Annotated in this window: 20 protein-coding genes and 1 tRNA gene; 14 read left to right on the forward strand and 7 right to left on the reverse strand. The window is 67.7% G+C overall.

Annotated features, from left to right (window positions below):
- Positions 1-5: 5 nt before the first annotated feature.
- Entirely contained in the window at positions 6-623 is a 618-nt protein-coding gene (locus O5O43_RS00495) for a glutathione S-transferase family protein (protein ID WP_271084971.1), read from the reverse strand.
- 108 nt (positions 624-731) lie between these two features.
- On the opposite strand from O5O43_RS00495, the gene O5O43_RS00500 reads away from it, so the two are divergent.
- Complete coding sequence (locus tag O5O43_RS00500) at positions 732-1,433, forward strand: YafY family protein (protein ID WP_271084972.1); 702 nt, start codon at positions 732-734, stop codon at positions 1,431-1,433.
- A 21-nt stretch (positions 1,434-1,454) separates the two neighbouring features.
- Here O5O43_RS00500 and O5O43_RS00505 read toward each other — a convergent pair whose 3' ends face one another.
- Positions 1,455-2,657, reverse strand: a complete 1,203-nt coding sequence (locus O5O43_RS00505) for an acetyl-CoA C-acyltransferase (protein ID WP_271084973.1) — start codon at positions 2,655-2,657, stop codon at positions 1,455-1,457.
- A gap of 118 nt (positions 2,658-2,775) precedes the next feature.
- Complete coding sequence (locus O5O43_RS00510) at positions 2,776-3,681, reverse strand: SDR family NAD(P)-dependent oxidoreductase (RefSeq protein WP_271084974.1); 906 nt, start codon at positions 3,679-3,681, stop codon at positions 2,776-2,778.
- Positions 3,682-3,877: 196 nt separating this feature from the next.
- Between O5O43_RS00510 and O5O43_RS00515 the strand changes: the two genes are divergently transcribed.
- Together O5O43_RS00515 and O5O43_RS00520 are read left to right on the forward strand one after the other, a co-directional pair.
- Entirely contained in the window at positions 3,878-5,044 is a 1,167-nt protein-coding gene (locus O5O43_RS00515) for an outer membrane beta-barrel protein (protein WP_271084975.1), read from the forward strand.
- A 533-nt stretch (positions 5,045-5,577) separates the two neighbouring features.
- On the forward strand, positions 5,578-6,945 hold the full coding sequence (locus O5O43_RS00520) for a capsular biosynthesis protein (RefSeq protein ID WP_271084976.1): 1,368 nt from the start codon (positions 5,578-5,580) through the stop codon (positions 6,943-6,945).
- Between the two features lie 150 nt (positions 6,946-7,095).
- On the opposite strand, the gene O5O43_RS00525 is transcribed toward O5O43_RS00520, so the two are convergent.
- The 3 genes from O5O43_RS00525 to O5O43_RS00535 all read right to left on the reverse strand — a co-directional run bounded on the left by O5O43_RS00525 (position 7,096) and on the right by O5O43_RS00535 (position 9,270).
- The gene (locus tag O5O43_RS00525) at positions 7,096-8,232 is read right to left on the reverse strand and encodes an aminotransferase class I/II-fold pyridoxal phosphate-dependent enzyme (RefSeq protein WP_271084977.1); all 1,137 of its coding nucleotides are present in this window, start codon (positions 8,230-8,232) and stop codon (positions 7,096-7,098) included.
- 43 nt (positions 8,233-8,275) lie between these two features.
- The gene (locus O5O43_RS00530; RefSeq protein WP_271084978.1) at positions 8,276-8,461 is read right to left on the reverse strand and encodes a hypothetical protein; all 186 of its coding nucleotides are present in this window, start codon (positions 8,459-8,461) and stop codon (positions 8,276-8,278) included.
- 134 nt (positions 8,462-8,595) lie between these two features.
- Positions 8,596-9,270 carry an OmpA family protein gene (locus tag O5O43_RS00535; RefSeq protein ID WP_271084979.1) on the reverse strand — a complete coding sequence of 225 codons (675 nt, stop codon included), beginning with the start codon at positions 9,268-9,270 and terminating at the stop codon, positions 8,596-8,598.
- 263 nt (positions 9,271-9,533) lie between these two features.
- Here O5O43_RS00535 and O5O43_RS00540 point away from each other — a divergent pair, with 263 nt between their 5' ends.
- Positions 9,534-10,445 (forward strand): 2-oxoglutarate and iron-dependent oxygenase domain-containing protein, encoded by a 912-nt coding sequence (locus O5O43_RS00540; protein ID WP_271086355.1) that lies wholly within the window; start codon positions 9,534-9,536, stop codon positions 10,443-10,445.
- Between the two features lie 50 nt (positions 10,446-10,495).
- Here O5O43_RS00540 and O5O43_RS00545 read toward each other — a convergent pair whose 3' ends face one another.
- The gene (locus tag O5O43_RS00545; RefSeq protein WP_271084980.1) at positions 10,496-11,485 is read right to left on the reverse strand and encodes a complex I NDUFA9 subunit family protein; all 990 of its coding nucleotides are present in this window, start codon (positions 11,483-11,485) and stop codon (positions 10,496-10,498) included.
- 199 nt (positions 11,486-11,684) lie between these two features.
- On the opposite strand from O5O43_RS00545, the gene O5O43_RS00550 reads away from it, so the two are divergent.
- From O5O43_RS00550 to rpoN, 10 genes are all read left to right on the forward strand, one after another.
- Positions 11,685-11,771, forward strand: a tRNA-Leu gene (locus tag O5O43_RS00550).
- A gap of 91 nt (positions 11,772-11,862) precedes the next feature.
- Positions 11,863-12,477, forward strand: a complete 615-nt coding sequence (locus O5O43_RS00555; RefSeq protein WP_271084981.1) for a ribonuclease D — start codon at positions 11,863-11,865, stop codon at positions 12,475-12,477.
- A complete protein-coding gene (lptC, locus tag O5O43_RS00560) occupies positions 12,474-13,130 on the forward strand; it encodes an LPS export ABC transporter periplasmic protein LptC (protein ID WP_271084982.1) in 657 nt (218 codons plus the stop codon). Before O5O43_RS00555 ends, lptC begins: the two co-directional genes overlap by 4 nt.
- 1 nt (position 13,131) lies before the next feature.
- Entirely contained in the window at positions 13,132-13,623 is a 492-nt protein-coding gene (locus O5O43_RS00565; RefSeq protein ID WP_271084983.1) for an LptA/OstA family protein, read from the forward strand.
- A 6-nt stretch (positions 13,624-13,629) separates the two neighbouring features.
- Positions 13,630-14,424, forward strand: coding sequence for an LPS export ABC transporter ATP-binding protein (lptB, locus tag O5O43_RS00570; protein WP_271084984.1), 795 nt, complete (start codon positions 13,630-13,632; stop codon positions 14,422-14,424).
- Between the two features lie 90 nt (positions 14,425-14,514).
- Complete coding sequence (locus tag O5O43_RS00575) at positions 14,515-15,534, forward strand: helix-turn-helix domain-containing protein (protein WP_271084985.1); 1,020 nt, start codon at positions 14,515-14,517, stop codon at positions 15,532-15,534.
- Between the two features lie 230 nt (positions 15,535-15,764).
- Positions 15,765-16,379, forward strand: coding sequence for a hypothetical protein (locus tag O5O43_RS00580; RefSeq protein WP_271084986.1), 615 nt, complete (start codon positions 15,765-15,767; stop codon positions 16,377-16,379).
- Between the two features lie 139 nt (positions 16,380-16,518).
- Positions 16,519-17,673 carry an IPTL-CTERM sorting domain-containing protein gene (locus O5O43_RS00585; protein ID WP_271084987.1) on the forward strand — a complete coding sequence of 385 codons (1,155 nt, stop codon included), beginning with the start codon at positions 16,519-16,521 and terminating at the stop codon, positions 17,671-17,673.
- 83 nt (positions 17,674-17,756) lie between these two features.
- Complete coding sequence (locus tag O5O43_RS00590; protein ID WP_271084988.1) at positions 17,757-17,984, forward strand: hypothetical protein; 228 nt, start codon at positions 17,757-17,759, stop codon at positions 17,982-17,984.
- Between the two features lie 65 nt (positions 17,985-18,049).
- Positions 18,050-19,552, forward strand: coding sequence for an RNA polymerase factor sigma-54 (rpoN, locus tag O5O43_RS00595; protein ID WP_271084989.1), 1,503 nt, complete (start codon positions 18,050-18,052; stop codon positions 19,550-19,552).
- Positions 19,553-19,569 lie beyond the last annotated feature (17 nt).

Below are 19,569 nucleotides of genomic sequence, written 5' to 3' on the forward strand. Positions count from 1 at the left end.
GGTCGCTAGGCCGCTTCCAGCACCGCGCTCTCGGCGTCCCTGGCGTCGGCCCGGATGCGGGCCGGCCGCGCGGCCAGCCGTTCGGCATAGCTGTCCAGCAGAGGACTGTCTGGGAGGGCGAACCGCGCCCAGGCCAAAGACGAACCGATCATCACATCAGCCACGGTGAACTGTTCGCCCATCAGCCAGGGCCCTTCCCAGAGCGCTTCCAGAAGCCGGCCTACGGCGGCGTCGTAGCGAGCTTCGGCGGCGGGATCGCGATCCGTCTCGCCGGTCATCTTGCTCCAGATCGCGGGCTCCAGTTCGCCGGCGGCCCAAGCCAGCCAGGTCAACAGCGGTCCGCGCTCCGGGGAGCCGGGCAGGGCGCCGAGACCCGCCTCAGGATGCAGGTCGGCCAGATAGAGCGCCACCGCGGCCGATTCCGTCACCAGCGCTCCGTCGTGGATCAGGGCCGGGACCTTGCCGTCCGGATGGGGGTTCTTCGGGTCCGGTTCCCCAACCTTTCGGCCGTTGCGATAGGCGATCGCGCAGTACTCGATCGTCGCCTCGGCCCCCAACTCCTCGATCAGCCAGACGATGCGCGAGGAGCGCGACTGTGGGGCGTGAAACAGGGTCAGCATCATTTTCTCTCCCATCCGGTGGGTCGGGCGGTGCGCCCTGACCGTGTGAGATTGACTACCGCCACCCTGCTGCCAGCATGCTGTCAGCATCGGTACGCTAGGGTTCCCTTCATGAGACGCGCAGACCGCCTGTTCCAGATCGTCCAGCTCCTGCGGCGCAGTTCACAGCCGGTGACGGCGGAGGCCATCGCGATCGAGCTGGAGACGTCCAAGCGCAGCGTCTATCGCGACATCGCCGCCCTTATGGCTCAGCGCGTTCCGGTCCGGGGCGAGGCGGGCATTGGCTATGTGCTGGATAGCGGCTTCGACATGCCGCCTCTGATGTTGACCTCCGACGAAGTGGAGGCCGCGGTTCTGGGCGCCCAGTGGGTGGCGGGCAGGGGAGACCCGGCCCTGGCCCGAGCCGCACGCGACCTGATCGCCAAGATCGCCGCGACCGTGCCTGAACGGCTGCGTCCGGTGGTGCTTGAACCGGCGTTGGGCGCGCCGAAAAGCTGGAACGTCCTGCCGGAGACCTTGGACATGGCCGCGATGCGTGGGGCCATTCATTCCGCGCGGAAGGTCGCGCTTCATTACAAGGACGAGAAGGACGCCGAAACACGCCGGACCATCTGGCCTTTCCAGGTCGCCTATCGCGAGACGACCCGCATCGTCATCGCCTGGTGCGAGACCCGCGACGACTTCCGCATGTTCCGCACCGACCGGGTGATCGTCGCGGAGGTGCTTGAGGACCGTTATCCGGCCCGGCCAGCTGCGCTACGCGCCAAATGGCGGGCGTATCTGCGGGAGCAGTACGGCGTCGAGGAGCACTGACTCGCCGACGCCTCTTTAGTCTCAGTAAATCTCGAACAGACCGGCCGCGCCTTGCCCGCCGCCGATGCACATGGTCACCACGCCGTATTTCGCGCCGCGACGCTTGCCTTCGATCAGGACGTGACCGGTCATCCGGGCGCCCGACATGCCGTAGGGGTGGCCGATGGAGATGGCGCCGCCGTTCACGTTCAGACGGTCCATGGGGATGCCGAGTTTATCTGCGCAGTAGAGCACCTGCACGGCGAAGGCTTCGTTGAGCTCCCAGATGCCGATATCGTCCATGGTCAGGCCGTGGCGCTTCAGCAGCTTCGGCACGGCGTAGACCGGGCCGATGCCCATCTCGTCGGGCTCGCAGCCCGCGACGACCATGCCGCGATAGGCGCCGAGCGGCTGCAGGCCGTGACGGACGGCTTCACCCGCCTCCATGATCACCGAGGCCGAGGCCCCGTCCGACAGCTGCGACGCATTTCCGGCGGTGATGTATTCGCCCTGCTGGATTTCCTCGCCGCCGCCGAAGACGGGCTTGAGCGATTTCAGGCCCTCCAGCGTCGTGTCGGCGCGGTTGCCCTCGTCCTTCGACAGGGTCACTTCCTTGGCGGAAACCTGGCCGGTGGCCTTGTCCATGACCTGCATGGTCGTGGTCATCGGCACGATCTCGGCGTCGAAGCGGCCGGCTTCCTGGGCGGCGGCGGTGCGCTGCTGCGATTGTAGGGCGTATTCGTCCTGCCGATCACGCGAGATGCCGTAGCGTTTGGCCACCACCTCGGCCGTTTCCAGCATCGACATGTAGATGTGGGGAGAGAGCTTCAGCAGCGCTTCGTCCTTCATCCGATAGAGGTTCATGTGCTGGTTCTGGACCAGCGAGATCGATTCCAGACCGCCGCCGACAGCGACCTTCTGCTGGTCGAACACCACCTGCTTGGCGGCGGTGGCGATGCCCATCAGGCCCGAGGCGCACTGGCGGTCGATGGTCATCCCGGCGACCGAGGCCGGCAGGCCGGCGGCGAGCGCGATCTGACGCGCGACATTGGTCCCGGTGGAACCCTGTTGCAGGGCCGCGCCCAGAACCACGTCCTCCACCTCGGCCGGGTCGATGCCGGCGCGGGCGACGGCGTGTTTCACCGCATGGGCGCCCAGCTGCTGCGCCTGGGTGTCGTTGAACGCCCCACGATAGGCGCGCCCGATCGGGGTCCGGGCGGTCGAGACGATGACGGCTTCACGCATGGTGTTCTCCCTTTGGCGACCTTGGTGTCATCGGTCGCTCGGATTGGTCGGATCTTGGTCAATCTGGCCTACGCGCCTGTCGCCGCGTCAAGGCAAGCGCCCGACGCGGCATTCAGGATCAGGCGTGGGCTTTCTGAGCCTTGGTCAGCTCGATCATGCCCTGGGCCGCGCCCATCTCCGGGACGATCTCGCCGGTGCGGTTGGAGATCGCCTCGAACTGCGCCTGGACCTGTTCGGGGGCGTCGTCGCCGACGATGTGGACTCCCTGCGTCAGGGTCACATAGGCCCGCTCGAAGCCGCCGGCGCCTGCGCCGAGGATGCATCGCGTCGGCGCGTCCTGGCTGACCAGATACAACAGACCCGGCGTCACCAGCTCCGGCCCCAGGGCTTCCAGAGGCAGGGCCGCTCCCAGATCCTCGGTCATGCGGGTGTGGGCGGTCGGCGCCAGGCAGTTGACCCGGATGTCGTTCTTGGCCCCCTCGATGGCCAAGGTCTGCATGAAGCCGACCAAGGCCATCTTGGCCGCGCCGTAGTTGGCCTGGCCGAAGTTCCCATAGAGACCCGAAGACGACGTGGTCATGACGATCCGGCCGTAGTTCCGCTCTCGCATTCCGTCCCACACCGCCTTGGTGCAGTTCACCGCGCCCATGAGATGGACGTCCAAAACGAACTGGAAGTCGGCGATCTCCATCTTGGCGAAGGACTTGTCGCGCAGGACCCCGGCGTTGTTGACCAGAATGTCGACCGAACCCCATTTGGCGGCGGCTTCGGCCACCATGGCCTTCACCGCCTCGAAGTCGGTGACGGACGCCGCATTGGCGATGGCCTCGCCGCCCGCCGCCACGATCTCGGCGACCACGGCCTCGGCCGCGCTGGACGAGGCGCCGGAGCCGTCGCGCGCGCCGCCCAGATCGTTGACCACCACCTTCGCGCCTCGGGCCGCGAGGGCTATCGCGTGCTCTCTACCGAGCCCTCCGCCCGCGCCCGTGACGATCGCCACCTTGCCGTCGAACCGCATTGCCATTGAGGCCTCCCTTATCGCTGTTCACCCTGATAACAGGCTCGGGCGGTTCGCCAAGAGGGGGATATGTGTTGAAACGGCGCCACAGTCGCCGTATTGCGAACCGAAATAAGGAACTCGGGCCCAACTATGCCGTTCGGCCCGGTGAGCGTCGCGTGTAAGCGTGGCCTTTGGGCATTCAAAAATTATGAGGACTGACATGAAGCTGAAACTTCTCGCCAGCGTCGCAGCCGCGGGGCTTTTCGCCGCTGGCGCTGCTTCGGCTGAGCCGGACGGCTGGTACGGCGCGATCGACGCCGGCTACCACAAGATCGACGACATCAACCTGGAAGCGACCGGCAACGGCGTGAACTGGAACGCCGAAGTGAACGACGGCTGGGCCGCGTTCGCGCGTCTGGGCTACCGGTTCAACCCGAACTGGCGCGTCGAACTCGAAGGCGGCTACCGCTCGGGCGACATCGGCCGCATCCGTCACTCGACGGGCTCGGTTCCGTCGGGCGTGTGCAACTTCACCCCGGCCACCGGCGCCTGCTACTCGCCGGACGGCGACATCGAATCCGCCACCCTGATGGCCAATGTCATCTATGACATCGGCGGCGAGTACTGGGGCGTTCGTCCGTTCGTCGGCCTCGGTGTCGGCGTGAACCGCGTCAACACCGAGTTCGTGGGCACCATCCGCGGCCAGCGCGCCGTCTCGATCGTGGCCGACGATTCGTCGACCAAGTTCGCCGCCCAGGCCATTGCCGGCCTGAGCTACGCGATCGGCGACCGCGCCAACATCGACCTGACGTACCGCTACCTGACGGGCGACATGGAAGCCGCCGTCACGACGAGCTCGGCCCTGGCCGTGAACAACTACGGCACGTTCGAAGGCGACTACGACGAGAGCCACACGGTGACCCTGGGCCTGCGTTACGCCTTCGGCGCCGACTCGGCCCCGCCGCCGCCGCCTCCGCCCCCGCCGCCGCCCCCGCCGCCTCCCCCGCCGCCGCCGCCTCCTCCGCCCCCGCCGCCGCCTCCGCCGGCTCCGGTCGCGCGCGAGTTCGTGGTGTACTTCGACTGGGATCGCTCGGACCTGACGGCCGAAGCCCGCTCGGTGGTGACGCAGGCCGCCAACTACGCCAAGTCGGGTCGTCCGACGCGCGTGCTGGTCGTCGGCTACGCCGACACCTCCGGCTCGGCCGCCTACAACGTGGGCCTGTCGAACCGTCGCTCGCGCACCGTGGCTGACGCCCTGGTCGCCCAAGGCGTCGCCGGCGGCGTGATCGCCCTCGACGGCAAGGGTGAGACCAACCTGGCCCGTCCGACCGCCGACGGCGTTCGCGAGCCTCTGAACCGTCGCGCCACCATCGGCATCAACTTCTAAGACGCCTGGACAAGGGCCCCGACCCCCAAAGGATCGGGGCCCGACCAAGCCGAAAAGAAGACGCCGGGGGGCGTCTACGTCACGGAAGGGCGACCTTCCACAGCACGGCGTTCCCCGACGATGACCGTATGTTGAGCCGCCGGTTCTCCGCTCCAGGAGGCCGGCGGTTTAGCGTTTCTCAGCGGCGTTGCCCGAATGTCTCGCTTCAAGCGTCAGGGCCCGGCCCACGGCCTTTTCGAGCCCCTCACCGGGGATCGGCGGGCCTGGATTTCGTCCGATGTCGCTGGAAGAGTTCGCGAATTCCCGCACACGCCACTCGCTTTTTTGGACAAGTCGGTTGATCCGCACGACAGGGCCAGCGACAAGGGCATCCATGTCAGAGTTCCGACCCTCTTGTCTGGCCTTCGACGGAGTCGCCACGCCATCGCGCGTCGTGCGGCCCGTGTCGAAGCTCCGGGCAGGGAACCCCGATCAGGGCGGAGTTCGCAGCGTTTCCATCCGTCTTGAAGACTTCGCGTGAGCCGGTCCTGAGCATGGCGGACGTCCGCATCACTTCCAGACGCGCCTCGGGCGACGGCGAGGGCCAGGCGGTCCGGCGCGCGCCCTCACGCGTGGTCGAGGCGGCCGCCGCGCCTGCTGCGACGCCGGCCGCGCGTCCGCAACCCGGCCAGTCGCTGGCGGGACGACGCTTCCTGATCGTGACCGCTCCGTTCGGCCCGTTCGGCCGTACCCTGGCCGAGCAACTGACGGCCGAAGGCGCCTCGGTGGCGCGTATGCTGTTCAACGCCGGCGACGCCGCCTACTGGCGTCGGTCCGGCGCCCAGCCCTACACCGGCGACGTCCGCCGCTGGCCCGCCCGTTTGGCCAAGATGGTTCAGGACCAGGGCCTTACCGACCTCATCGTCTTCGGCGAGGGGGGGCCCTACAATCAAGGCGTCCTCTCGCAGGCCAAGAAGCTGAAAGCCGCCGCCGCAGTCGAGACCGGGCGCACCCACCCGTTGCGGGTCTGGGTGCTGGAGAACGGATATTTCCGTCCCGACTGGATCACGGTGGAGGAGAACGGCGTCAATGCGTCCTCGGCCCTGCCGCGCGACCGGAAATCCTACGATCCGCCGATCCCCGAGATGCTGCCGACGCGGCCGGTAGGCAAGATCCTGCCCCACCACGTCATCAACATCAGCCTGTATCACGCCATGCAGCCCTTTGGCCGCCTGGTGTTCCGCCGCTACGTCTACCCCTATACCCAGTCCCCGTGGCTGCAGTTCGTGGGCCATGTGCGGCGCTATCTGTCGCTGACCTTCCGCTCCAAGGCCGATACGGACGCCCAGGTCATCCGCGCGCGCGGCCCCTTCTTCTTGGCCATCCTGCAGCGCGAGGGCGACGCCCAGCTTCTGCGCTACAGCCACTACGCCGACAACACCGCCTTCCTGGCCGAGGTCCTGTCTTCATTCGCCAAGAACGCCCCGGCCGATGCGCGACTGGTGGTCAAGAACCATCCGCTGGATCCCGGCCTCGTGGACCTGGCGCGCATGACCCATGTGCTGGCGGTCGAGCGCGGCATCGCCGACCGGGTCGACTTCATCGATGGGGGCAACCTGGCCGCTCTGTGCCGGGCCTCGTCGGGGATGGTCGTCAACAACTCCTCGGCGGCCCTGTCGGCGATGGGCTTCTCCACCCCGGTCAAGGTGCTGGGCGAGGCCTTCTTCGACATCGAGGGCCTGACCGACCGGCAGTCGATCGACACCTTCTGGACGGATCCCGTGCGGCCTGACGAAGACCTGTTCAAGCGGTTCAAGGCTCACGTGATCAACCGCACCCAGGTCAACGGCAACTATCACGAGCCCAAGGCCCTGAAGCCCACCGCCAAGGCGCTGGCCCGCCGGTTCGCCGCCGCCCGCTGAACCCGGCCGTCGCAGTCCGCTCACAACCAGAGCGGGTCATGCGATTCAGGCCAGGAGCGCCGGAAGCGGCGCGGACGTGAACTGCAAAAGTAAGGCAATCGCCAACGGCCATCCCGGCCGATACCGCAGGCAGAAGCCGCGAAGGCGGCATCAGGGCCGGAGCGTGGCCTCCATGACGTCGCAGACCCGGTCGATGTCGGCGTCAGTCAGACCGCTGCCGGAGGGCAGGCACAGTCCGGTGGCGAACAGAACCTCCGCTACCCTGTCGTTGATCATCAGGGCGTCGCGGAACACCGGCTGGAGGTGCATGGGCTTCCAGACCGGCCGGGCCTCGATGTCGGCAGCCTCGAGCGCGAGCCGCAGGTGCTCGGGGCTGACCGTGGTGATCTCGGGGTCCAGAAGCATGACGGTCAACCAGCGGGTGTGGCGACGGCCCGGCGCCTCGGGGGCGAAGGCGACGCCGTCATGGGATCCCAGGCGATCCTGATAGCGAGCGAAAATGGCGCGCCGACGGGCCACCCGGGCCTCCAGCGTCTCCAACTGTGCCAGGCCCACGGCGGCGGCCAGGCTGAGCATCCGATAGTTGAAGCCGACCTCGGCGTGTTCGTAGTGGACAGCCGGCAGGCGGGCGGCCGCCGCCAGATTGCGGGCGCGAGCGATCAGGTCCGCGTCGTCGGAGGCGAGCATCCCGCCGCCCCCCGTCGTGATGATCTTGTTGCCGTTGAAGGAGAAGGCGGCGGCCTGGGCGCCATGGCCTGCATGACGACCGTTGAAGGTGGCGCCCACGGCCTCGGCGGAATCGAGAATGACCGGGACGCCATGAGCGTCGGCGACGGCGCGAATCGCGGCGATGTCGCAGCACTGGCCATAGAGGTCGGCGGGGACGACGGCGCGGACGGTCAGGCCTTCGGCCCCGGCGCGGTCGAAGGCCTGCTCCAGCAGGACCGGGTTCAGGTTCCAGTCCGAGGCCGCGCAGTCCACGAAGATCGGCCGGGCGCCAGCGTGGACGACAGGACTGACGCCGCCGATGAAGGTCAGGGTCGGGCAGATGACGGCGTCGCCTGGCCTGAGGTCAAGCATCGTCAGAGCGACCTGGAGGGCGGCGGTGCCGGACGACATGGCCGTGGCATGGGCGAAGCCGGTCGCCTCTGCGAAGGCGCGTTCGAAGGCCTCGACCACCGGGCCGGCCGAGGAAACCCAGCCGTCGTCGAAGGTCCGGAGCAAACGCGCGCGCTCGGCGGCGCCCATGTCGGGCGCGGAAAGGGGAATGCGGGCGGCCTGGGTCACCGGAGCAGGAGAGGCCGCGTCGCTGCTTTTCGCAAGCGGGCGATCAGTGGCTCGTGCGGATCAGCAGGGCTTCGGACTGAACGGGCGGGGCCGCGCGACGATCGACCACGGTCTGGCCGATGGCGATGACGACGGTGGCGGTCAGGACGGCGGAGACGAGAGCGGCTGCGACCATCCTTGCGCCCTGCGCCAGATGACCGTCGTCGCGATTCCAGACGTCCTGATCCATGCCGCTCCCCCGAGTCGTCAGCATGTGCAGGGACCACACCACGGTCAGCGACGCAAGTCACTGAACCGTGTGCGGTAAGAAGAACGTCCACGGCGCGCCGGGTTGGCCCGGCGCGCCGTGGGAAGGTCGGAGGATCAGCCGGTGAACGGACGGATCAGGATTTCGACGCGGCGGTTCTGCGCCCGGCCTTCAGGGGTGGCGTTGGAGGCGACCGGGACGCGCGAGGACTGGCCGGCGACGAACAGGCGATCACGCAGCACGCCGCGATTGATCAGGGCGTCGGCGACAGCGAGGGCGCGGCGCTCCGACAGGGGCTGGTTGATCGCGTCGCCGCCCGACGAATCCGTGTGGCCCACGATATCGACGAGCGATCGGTCGTACTCCTGGAGCACTGCGGCCACATCGGACAGCACGGCGTCGAAGCGGGGTTCGATGTTGGACTGGTTGGTGGCGAAGGTCACGTCCGAGGGCATGCGCAGGACCAGGTTGTCGCCCTGGCGTGCGACGCCGACGCCGCTGCCCGAAAGTTCGGCCTCGAGAGCGCGCTGCTGACGGTCCATGTAGTTGCCGACGGCCGCGCCGCCCAGCGCGCCGACGCCGGCGCCGATCAGGGCGTTGCGACGGCCCTGCTCACCGTCCGAGGTGTTGGTCAGGTAGCCGAGGACCGCGCCGCCCAGGGCGCCGTAGATGGCGCCGGTGCCGGTGTTGTTCCGCTGGGGCGTGGAGGAATAGGGGTCCATGGTGGTGCAGGCCGCCGTGCCGAGCATGGCGGCGACGCCGAGACCGGTGACCAAAACGTTGATGCGCATTGAAAATCTCCTTGAGTGTACGGGTCCGTATCGGCCGGAAACGTGGTCTCACGGTGAAGGTTCCTGCCTGACCCGGACATGAACGGGCGCGTCGGCGGGCGTTGCGACGTCAATCTGCCAATTTCCGGCGGCAAGGCGTATGAACGTCTCCCCCGGCCGTCCGACGACCGCCGCGCACGAACCGAAAGGCCCGCACCGTGACCTCCACCCTCGACGCCGCCGCCGCCGATTCCGGCCAGACCAAGGGCATCAGGCCGGTGTCCATGTCGCGTTACGACACGGATTTCCAGGGCTTCAGCGATGACCTGGGCGCGTCGTTCAAACGCTATGGGTTCGCGGTGATCGCGGACCACGGTCTGGACGAGGACGTCATCAAGGCCGCCATCGACGACGCCAAGGCCTTCTTCGCCCTGCCGGAGGAGGTGAAGCGCCAGTATCACCAGCCGGGCACCGGCGGGGCGCGCGGCCTGACGCCGTTCGGGGTCGAGGCGGCCAAGGGCGCCGCGGCCGTGGACCTGAAGGAGTTCTGGCATGTCGGGCGTGAGCTGCCGGAGGGCCACCCCTATCGACACTACATGCGCGACAACCTGTGGCCTTCGGAAGTGCCGGGGTTCAAGGCGCACCTCTACGGGATGTTCGAGGCCCTGGATCGGCTAGGCGCCAAGATCCTCAGGGCCATCGCCCACTATCTCGAGCTCGGCGACGACTATTTCGAGGACAAGGTCCAGCTGGGGAACTCCATTCTGCGGATGCTCCACTATCCCCCGGTCGAGGCGGGCGCGGCCGGCGTGCGCGCCGGCGCGCACGAAGACATCAACGTCATCACCCTGCTGCTGGGCGCAGAGGAGCGCGGGCTGCAACTGAAGGACGCGGATGGAGAGTGGCTGGAAGTCGCGCCGCCGCCCGGGGCCCTGGTGGTGAACATCGGCGACATGCTGCAGCGGCTGACCAACCACGTCCTGCCGTCGACGAGCCACCGGGTGGTCAATCCGGCGCCGGAACGGGCCAGTTTCGCGCGCTATTCGACGCCGTTCTTCCTGCACTTCAACCCGGACTTCGTCATCGAGACGTTGCCGTCGACAATCACGGCCGAGAACCCGGATCGCTATGCGGGCAAGTCGATCATGGCCGAGGACTTTTTGACGGAGCGGCTGAAGGAAATCCGGCTGCTGTGACCGACACCGTCATCCTCGGACTTGATCCGAGGATGACGGAGGCTGCGGGCTCAGGCCGCTTGCGCCCGCGCCGCGCTCGGCCCCTCGGCGAACTGGCCCCCGCGACGGTAGCGCCACAGGTAGGAGGGGGCGATGGCTTCCAGGCCGGTCGCTTCGATGCCCAGGGCCGACAGCCCTTCGGCGCCCTCGGCCACGACGTTGTCCGTCTTCAGCATCAGGACCTGATCGCGCGTCAGCACCGGCGCGATGCCGAGAACGGCCGTGATCTCGGCCACGGAGCCGATGGTCTCGGCGGCGAAGAAGGGCAGGGGCGCCAGGAGGCGGCTACGGCCCGTCTCACGCAGGATGTATTCGAGAATCTGCTTGAACGACCAGACCTCGGGTCCGCCCAGCTCGAAGGTGCGGCCGGCCGCGTCGGTGCGCACCACGGCGCGAGCGACGGCCTCGGCCACGTCGCCGACCCAGACGGGCTGGAACTTCGTCTCGCCGCCGCCGATCAGGGGCAGGGCGGGGCTCATGGTCGCCATAGAGGCGAAGCGGTTCAGGAAGCCGTCGCCGTTTCCGAACACGATGGAGGGGCGGACGATGACGGCGTCGGGCTTGATCTGACGCACGGCGACTTCGGCCTCGCCCTTGGTGCGGGCGTATTCGGCGTCCGAATGCGCGTCGGCGCCGATGGCCGACATCTGCACAAGGCGGTCGACGCCGGCAGCGACGCAGGCCTCGGCGACGTTGCGGCCGCCCTCGACGTGCTGGGCCTTGAAGCCGCGACCGGGGGTCTCGAACAGGATGCCGACCAGGTTCACCGCGGCGCTCGACCCCTTCAGGGCGGCGGCCACGTCGGCGGGTTGGGTGATGTCACAACGGACGGGCTGGATCTGGCCCACATCGCCGAGGATGCGCAGGTCCTGGGCGAGGGCCGGGGTGCGGACCGCGACGCGGACGCGCCAGCCCTTGCGAGCCAGGGCGCGCACGACCTGGGTTCCGACGAAACCGGAGCCGCCGAAGACGGTGACCAGGCCGGGGGTGGATTCGGACATCGGGCGTTCCTTGAGCGGCGTCGTGAAAGCCCCGGAGGGCCTTGCAGCGCGGGGATAGACGATGGCCCGCGCCCTCGCAACGCGGGGCTTTGCACGAAGCTGCGAGAAACCGCCGAAAACCGTGTTGACCCGCTCCGTACACTGCCTTAAGGGTCCGCGCCTTCCGGTGAGGCAAGCGTTTCGGCGCGGACCTTCCGGGGCCCAGGTGGCGGAATTGGTAGACGCGCTGGCTTCAGGTGCCAGTGATAGAAATGTCGTGGAGGTTCGAGTCCTCTCCTGGGCACCAGTTTCGAAAGGCGTCGCATCGCAAGATGCGGCGCCTTTGTCTTTTCCACGCCCTATCGCCTCGCGAGCGGCGCTCAGCTACTTGAGGGGCCATGACCGTTTATCTGCATGAAGGCGACCTGCCCGACGGCCTCGATCTAGGCCCCGAGGTCGCCGTCGATTCCGAGACCATGGGGCTGCGCTTCCGCCGAGACCCGCTGTGCGTGGTCCAGCTGTCGGCCGGGGACGGCGACGCCCATGTCGTGCGGCTGAACCGCCCGGCCTACGACTGCCCGAACCTGAAGCGGCTGATGGCCGATCCGGACGTGCTGAAGATCTTTCACTTCGGCCGGTTCGACATCGGCATGGTCGAGCTGCACCTCGGGGTAGAAACGCGGCCGGTCTATTGCACCAAGATCGCCTCCAAGCTGGCCCGGACCTACACCGACCGGCACGGACTGAAGGACGTGGCGCGCGAGATGGCGGGGATCGACCTGTCCAAGGCGCAGCAGTCGTCCGACTGGGGCGCGCCCGAGCTGACGCAGGCGCAGCTGGAGTACGCGGCCTCCGACGTCCTGCATCTGCACGTCATCATGCGCCGGCTGAACGAGATGCTGGTGCGCGAAGGGCGGATGGAGCTGGCCCAGGCCTGTTTCGACTTTCTGCCCGTCCGCGCCCGCCTCGACCTGGCCGGCTGGGACGAGATGGATATCTTCGCGCACACATGACGTTCGAGCCCGGTCAGGACAGGAGGGCCGCCGACGAGGCGCGGCTGGCCGATCAGGCCGGTCGCTGGCGCTCGCGGTCGCGCCGGGTGCACCTCTATCGCCGCCTGCTGCCGATCCTGATCGTCGTGCTGGCGGGCGGGGCCCTGACCTGGACGGTGTTCCGCACCGTCATGTCGGGCGTCGAGCGCGAGGCCAGCGCGGCCAAGGAAATCCGCCTCGACAACCCCATGTTCCATGGTCAGGACGCCGCCGGGCGGTCCTTCATCATCGGGGCCGAGGGGGCGGTGCGCGACCCGGCGACGGGGCGGTTCCGCCTCAATGGCCCGGTGCTGAGGCTCAATCTCGGGGGCACCAAGGTGACCGAGATGACCGCCGACGCCGGCATCTACAACGAGGCCGAACGTACGGTGACCATCGGCCCCAATGTGCGGATTTCCGACGGGGGATCGGGCTTTACCCTGACGACGCCGGAGGCCGTGGTCGATACGGCGACGGGGGTGGTGACGGGCGACAAGGGCGTCGAGGGGCGCGGCCCCCTTGGAACCATCTCGGCAACGTCCTATGCCATCCATGAACAGGGCCAACGGGTCGTGTTCAGCGGTTCCGGCGATAACAAGGTGCGGGGGACCATCGCCCCCGCTTCCGGTGAATGACATGAAGACCAGCCACCTCATCCTGACCGGCGCGACCATCCTGGCCCTGAGCCTCGGCGGCGTCGCGTTCGCGCAAAACCGGGCCAGCGTCAGCAACCAACCGATCGGCTACGGGGCCGACACGGGAGAGCTGACAAACACGGCGGTGTCCCTGCGCGGACGGGCAGAGATCACGCAAGGGCAGACACGCCTGCGCGCCAACGCCATCGAGGGGGCGCGCGACGCCCAGGGCGGTCTCACCCGGATCGAGGCCTCGGGCGAGGTCTATTACGTCACCCCCAACGAGACGATCCGGGGCGACCGGGCCGTCTACACCGTGGCCAACGCCACCGTGGTGGTGACCGGAGACGTCATCCTGACCCAGGGCCAGAACGTCTTGACCGGCGCCAGCCTGACCTACAACGTCGACACCGGCCAGGCGCGGATCCAGGGCGGCACGGGCGCCAACGGCGGCCGGGTCCGCGGCGTCTTCTATCCCGAAGGGTCGAACTGAGGCGGAATGGCCCGCAAGGAACTCTCCGCCCTCAACCTGGAAGACCGCGAGACCGACAAGGTCGCCGCGCCCGAGGTTGCGCCTGAAAAGGGCCTGCGGGTCCGCAACATCGCCCGGGCCTTCGGCCCTCGTCAGGTGGTGTCCGACGTCTCCCTGACAGTCCAGCGTGGCGAGGTCGCGGGTCTGCTGGGCCCCAACGGCGCCGGCAAGACCACCTGCTTCTACATGATCACCGGCCTGATCCCGGCCGACAGCGGGTCGATCTGGCTGGACGGCGAGGAGATCACCTCCCAGCCCATGTACCAGCGCGCCCGCATGGGGCTGGGCTATCTGGCGCAGGAGGCCTCGATCTTCCGCGGCATGACGGTCGAGCAGAACGTCATGTCGGTCGTCGAACTGAACGAGACCGGCAAGGCGATCGAGGTCGAGACCACGCGGCTGCTGGAAGAACTGCATATCGATCATCTGCGTCACGCGCCGGCGACGGCCCTGTCGGGCGGCGAACGCCGTCGGGTGGAGATCGCGCGGTCCCTGGCCGGCAAGCCCAGCTTCATGCTGCTGGACGAACCGTTCGCCGGCATCGACCCCTTGGCCATCGCCGACATCCGCCAGGTGATCCGCTATCTGGCGGGCGAGGGGATCGGGGTCCTGATCACCGACCACAATGTCCGCGAGACCCTGGACATCATCGACCGCGCCTCGATCATCTCGAACGGCAGCGTGCTGTTCGAGGGCACGGCAGACGAGGTCATCCACGACCCCGAGGTCCGCCGCGTGTATCTGGGCGACCTCTACGGCTGACCACGCTCCGCACGGTGCTCGACAGCGATCTTCTTTCGCCCGCGAATCGGACATACCTTTTTTACCGGGCATTCAGAGCGCGAGCAGCGAGTGAGCGACAATTCCGATAAGGATCGCGAAGCTTCGGAAGCCTCGGAACGCCGGCCGATTCCGCTCCTGCGCTTCACCACCGACGATCTGCCGCCCGAGGACCGCTACCGGGCCTGGCATCTGAGGGACTGGCCGCGCACCCAGCCCATCTATCGCACCGACCCGACAGAGCCGTTCGACACGCGCTGGCTGTCGGGGCAGCTGGGGCCGGTCATGTTCGCCCGCGTGGAGATCACCGGCATGCGCTGGGAGCGGCGGCTGGACGACATCCGTGGCTCGGACTTCGATCCCATCATCATCAGCATGATGAAACGCGGAGAAGCCAAGGGCGATTTCGACGGCCGAGCCTTGCACGAAACGCCGGGAACCTTCCATTTCCATGACCTGGCCCGACCTTCGCTGCATGTTTCGAGCGCCAGTCTGACCTACAATCTAGTGTTGCCGCGCGAGCTGGCGGTCGAGCGGTTCGGACCGATCGGAGACCTGCATGGCCTGGTGGTCGCCGAGAAGGACGCGAAGCTCGCCTTCGCCCTGGCCGACCAGGTCAGCGACATGCTGACGGAGATGGATGCGGATCAGGCCGACAGCCTGGGTCGGATCTTTCTGGAGACCCTGGCGGTCGCCCTGGCGGCGGTAAGACCCACGCAGACGGGCCGGGTCTCCGCCCAGGTCAAGCTGCGGCAAGCCGCCGATAAGCTGATCGACTTCCAATTGGCCTCGCGCGACCTGGGCGCCGATGAGATCGCCCGCAACCTGGGCGTATCGCGCAGGCGGTTGTTCGACGCCTTCCGCGACGAGGGCGGGGTGCGCGCCCACCTGCTGACGCGACGTCTGGAACGCGCTCGCGCGGCCCTGTCCGCTCAGGAGCGCGAGGAGCCGATCGGACTGATGGCCCATCGGTTCGGTTTCGCCGACGCCGCCCACCTCAGCCGCGCATTCCGCGCCCGGTTCGGCATGACCCCCAGCCAGTACCGTCGCATGCTTCGCGCCGACCGCGAGATGCTCGCGCCTGAGGCGTAGGGCGCACGCCGGTTCAATTATTGGGCGCGAAGATACAAGAGATCGTCGGCCTTGCCTTGAGCCGTTCTGGCTAGAGTCTCCTGACTGTTCGCGGACCGGGGCCAGCGCCGATCAGTATGCCGCGCCCGCCGGGCGGGCGCGATCGGGTTCAGAGTGGGCGATGATCCTGATCGGCGCGCTTCACCTGGCGGCGACCCCTTGCCGCCCATGCGGCCTGAAGGATTAACTCAATGAAGCGCTTCGAATGCCTGCGGCCACTGATGGTTGCGCTATCCCTGGTGCTCGGCGGCGGCACGGGGGCGATGGCGCAAAGCATCAGCCAGCCGAACGCATCGTTCGCCCCGACCAATGGCGGCCAAGGGCAGTCGTTCACCGCCCTCGTGACCGGAACGGTCACACAGATACAGGTCCGGCCAAGGACGACCACCGGAGTTTTCCAGCTCCGCTTCTATAACGGACCCAACGGCTCGGGCATTCCCTCAAATGTCGGAACGCCCGCCTACTCTCAGCCCGTGGCCTTGGTGGATCAGAACAGTAACTCGTCGGGATTCCAGACGATCGTACTGACAACGCCCTTTCCGGTGACGGCGGGATCGAAATACAGCTTTGTCTTCGACGTGGGCCAGTTAGCCGCCGCGGCGGACGATCCCTATGCGGGCGGCACGATGATCCTGGAGAGCGGTGCGGCGGCCTCCGCCCTGGACGCCGCGTTCGGCGTGACATTCGCCGCCGCCCCAGCCGCCGCACCTGTGCCGACAATGATGGAATGGACGATGATCCTGTTCGGATTCATGCTGGCGAGCGGGGCCGTCGCCATGGTCCAGCGGCGCAGGCGTGGGGCCTGACGCCGCCGTTCTGGAGCCGGGCGCAGCCGGAGCGTCAAAGTTCAATTCTTTGGCACGGACATTCAAGAAATGACGGGATCCACGACCGCTCCGCCGGGCTAGGATTCGATCTGCGGCCTCCTCGTCGTAGGTCGGAGCCATGGGGGCCACAGTGATCAACTCGTTCCGCGCCGGGCGCGCGATCGTTCCCGCAATCTCGCGTCGCTCCAGTCTGCGCCGGTCGCTGACGTGGGTCGTCGGCCTTCTTGCGCTCGCATGGTCAGGTGTCGCCTTGGCCCAGAACGCCTATGTGGCGGGCGTGAACACCAACGACGTCTCCGTCGTGTCCTCGCTCAGCAACTCGGTGCTCACGACCGTGTCGGTGGGAACCAGTCCCTACGGCGTGGCGGTCTCGCCCGACGGAAGCCGCGCCTATGTCGTCAACAACGGCTCCAATAACGTCTCGGTCATCAACACGACCACGAATGGGGTCGTGGCGACGATCAGCGTCGGCGCGGGTCCGCTGGGCATCGCCATCAGCCCGAACGGCGCGCGGGCCTATGTGACGAACGACCAAGCCGGCGCCGTCTCGGTCATCGACACCGCCAGCAACACGGTCGTCGCCACCGTGCCGGTCGGTTCGGGGCCTTATGGGGTGGCCGTCAGCGCGGACGGCAGCCGCGCCTACGTCTCGAATTTCAACAACGGCACCGTTTCGGTGATCAACACCGCGACGAACAGCGTCATCACGACCATCTCCGTCGGCAGCGGCGCGAGCGACGTGGCGACGAGCTTGGACGGAACGCGGGTCTATGTCGCGAACGCCGGCAACGCTGGGGGCAACAGCGTGTCGGTCATCAACACCGCGACCAACACCGTGGTGTCGACGATCTTGACCGCGAATCCCGTCGCGGTGGCTGTCAGCCCGAACAGCAGCCGGGTGTATGTCGCCAACCAGAGTTCCAATGCCGTTTCAGTATTCAACGCCGCCACGAACGCCTTGGTCGCGACCATTCCGCTAGCCATCAGCTCGGCCCCCTCTGGGCTTTCCCTCACACCTGACGGCCTGCGGCTTTACGTGGTCAATCAGGGCACATCCAAAGTCGATGTCATCGACACCGCGACCAACCTGATCGTCGCGACCGCCACGCTGGCCCCCGGGTCGGGGCCGTCCACTTTCGGCCAGTTCGTTCGACCGGCCGCCCCGACCGTGGCCGTCGCCGTTCCGACCCTGTCGGAATGGGCGATGATCCTGCTGGGTCTGATGCTGGCGGGTGGAGCGGCCTTGATGATCCAGCGCCGCCGGCTCGCCTAGCGGCTCTGCGCCTCCGCGGCTGAGGCGGGCATTAACCTTCGCCGTAAGCGGGGTCTCAATCCTCGGGGCCGAAGCTCCGGGTCATGCTGGCGGTTCTCGACTACTGCATCACCGCGCCCGGGCGGCTGGCCGTCTGGCTGCGCTGGGCGATGCCGACGTCGCGCTATTTCCACGACGACGAGGCCCGGGACGATCCGTGGTGGCGATGGAGTCTGTCGGGGACCTTCTATGCCGGTCTGTACGGCGCGGCGGATGCGGGCCTGTTCGAGGGCCTCTGGGCGCACATCGCTCTGGCGTTCGCCTCGCGTTAACCGCTCCGCGCGATGTTGGCCCCTAGCAAGTTCCGGGCCATGACGGCCCACGGGGGAGCGTCCGGGTGATCGGTCAAAGGCTTGAGGTTCGGCAGGGGCAGGGGCTGGTCATCACGCCCCAGCTGCAGCAGGCGATCAAGCTTCTGCAACTGTCCAACCAGGAGCTGGACGAATACGTCGAGGCCGAGCTCGAGAAAAACCCGCTCCTCCAGCGCGAAGAGGCGGAGGGCGGGGTGGAGGCCACCCGGGATGCGCCCGCGGACGCCGCCGAGCTGAGCTTCTCCGAGGCCGAGGCCTCGGACCGATCCTCCACCGTCGATGCGCGTGAGGACGACGTCTATGGCGACGCCACCCCGGGTGAGCGCACCTCGGATCGGCTGTCCGACGAGGCGGCCGAACAACCGGGGCTGTCGGACTGGTCGGCCGCCGGGAAGGGCGGGTCCTTCAATGACGGCGACGGCGGCGAGCGCCCGGAACGTCATGATCCCACCCTGTGGGAGCATCTGCAGGAACAGGCGTCCTCGGCCGGGTTCTCCGCCACCGACCACGCCATCGCGCTGAGCCTGATCGACGGAGTGGACGAGGGCGGCTATCTGCGCGGCGAACTGGGGGAGATCGCCGACCGTCTGGGCTGCGGTCTGGAGCGGGTCGAGGCGGTGCTGGCCGTCTGTCACGGGTTCGAGCCGACGGGCGTCATGGCGCGGTCGGTGCCGGAGTGTCTGAAGCTGCAGCTGGTCGAGCGGAACCGGTTCGATCCGGCCATGGGAGCCCTGCTCGACAACCTGGATCTGCTGGCCAAACGCGATCTGGCGGGTTTGCGCCAGGTCTGCGGCGTCGACGCCGAGGATCTGGCCGAGATGATCTCCGAGCTGAAGGCCCTGACGCCCCGGCCGGGCGCAGGCTTCGCCGGCGAGATCGCCCAGACCATCATTCCCGACGTGCACGTCCGGCCCGATCCCGCCGGCGGCTGGCGGGTGGAGCTGAACGCCGACACCCTGCCGCGTCTGCTGGTCGACAAACGCTACCACGCCTCGGTTTCGGCCGGCGCGCGGACCGAGACGGAAAAGGCCTTCGTCGCCGACTGCGCGGCCCAGGCCAACTGGTTGGTCAAGTCGCTGGATCAGCGGGCCAAGACCATCCTCAAGGTCGGCTCCGAGATCGTGCGCCAGCAGGACGCCTTCCTGGCCTTCGGGGTGGAATTCCTGCGCCCGCTCAACCTGAAGACCGTGGCCGATGCGATCGGCATGCACGAATCGACGGTCAGCCGGGTGACCTCGAACAAATACGTCTCGACCCCGCGCGGGGTGTTCGAGCTGAAATTCTTCTTCACCGCCGCGATCCAGGCGACCGACGGCGGGGCGACCCACTCCGCCGAGGCCGTCCGTCACCGGATCAAGTCGATGATCGACCACGAAGCCCGCGACGGCGACGTTTTGTCCGACGACCGGATCGTCGAAATCCTCAAGGAAGCCGGCATCGACATCGCCCGGCGCACGGTCGCCAAGTATCGGGAAGCGCTGAGGATTCCGTCCTCCGTCGAGCGTCGCCGGATGCTCAAGACCGCCTGATCGAACAACAAAGCGTG

It is taken from the genome of Brevundimonas sp. NIBR11, assembly GCF_027912535.1.
GTDB lineage: Bacteria > Pseudomonadota > Alphaproteobacteria > Caulobacterales > Caulobacteraceae > Brevundimonas.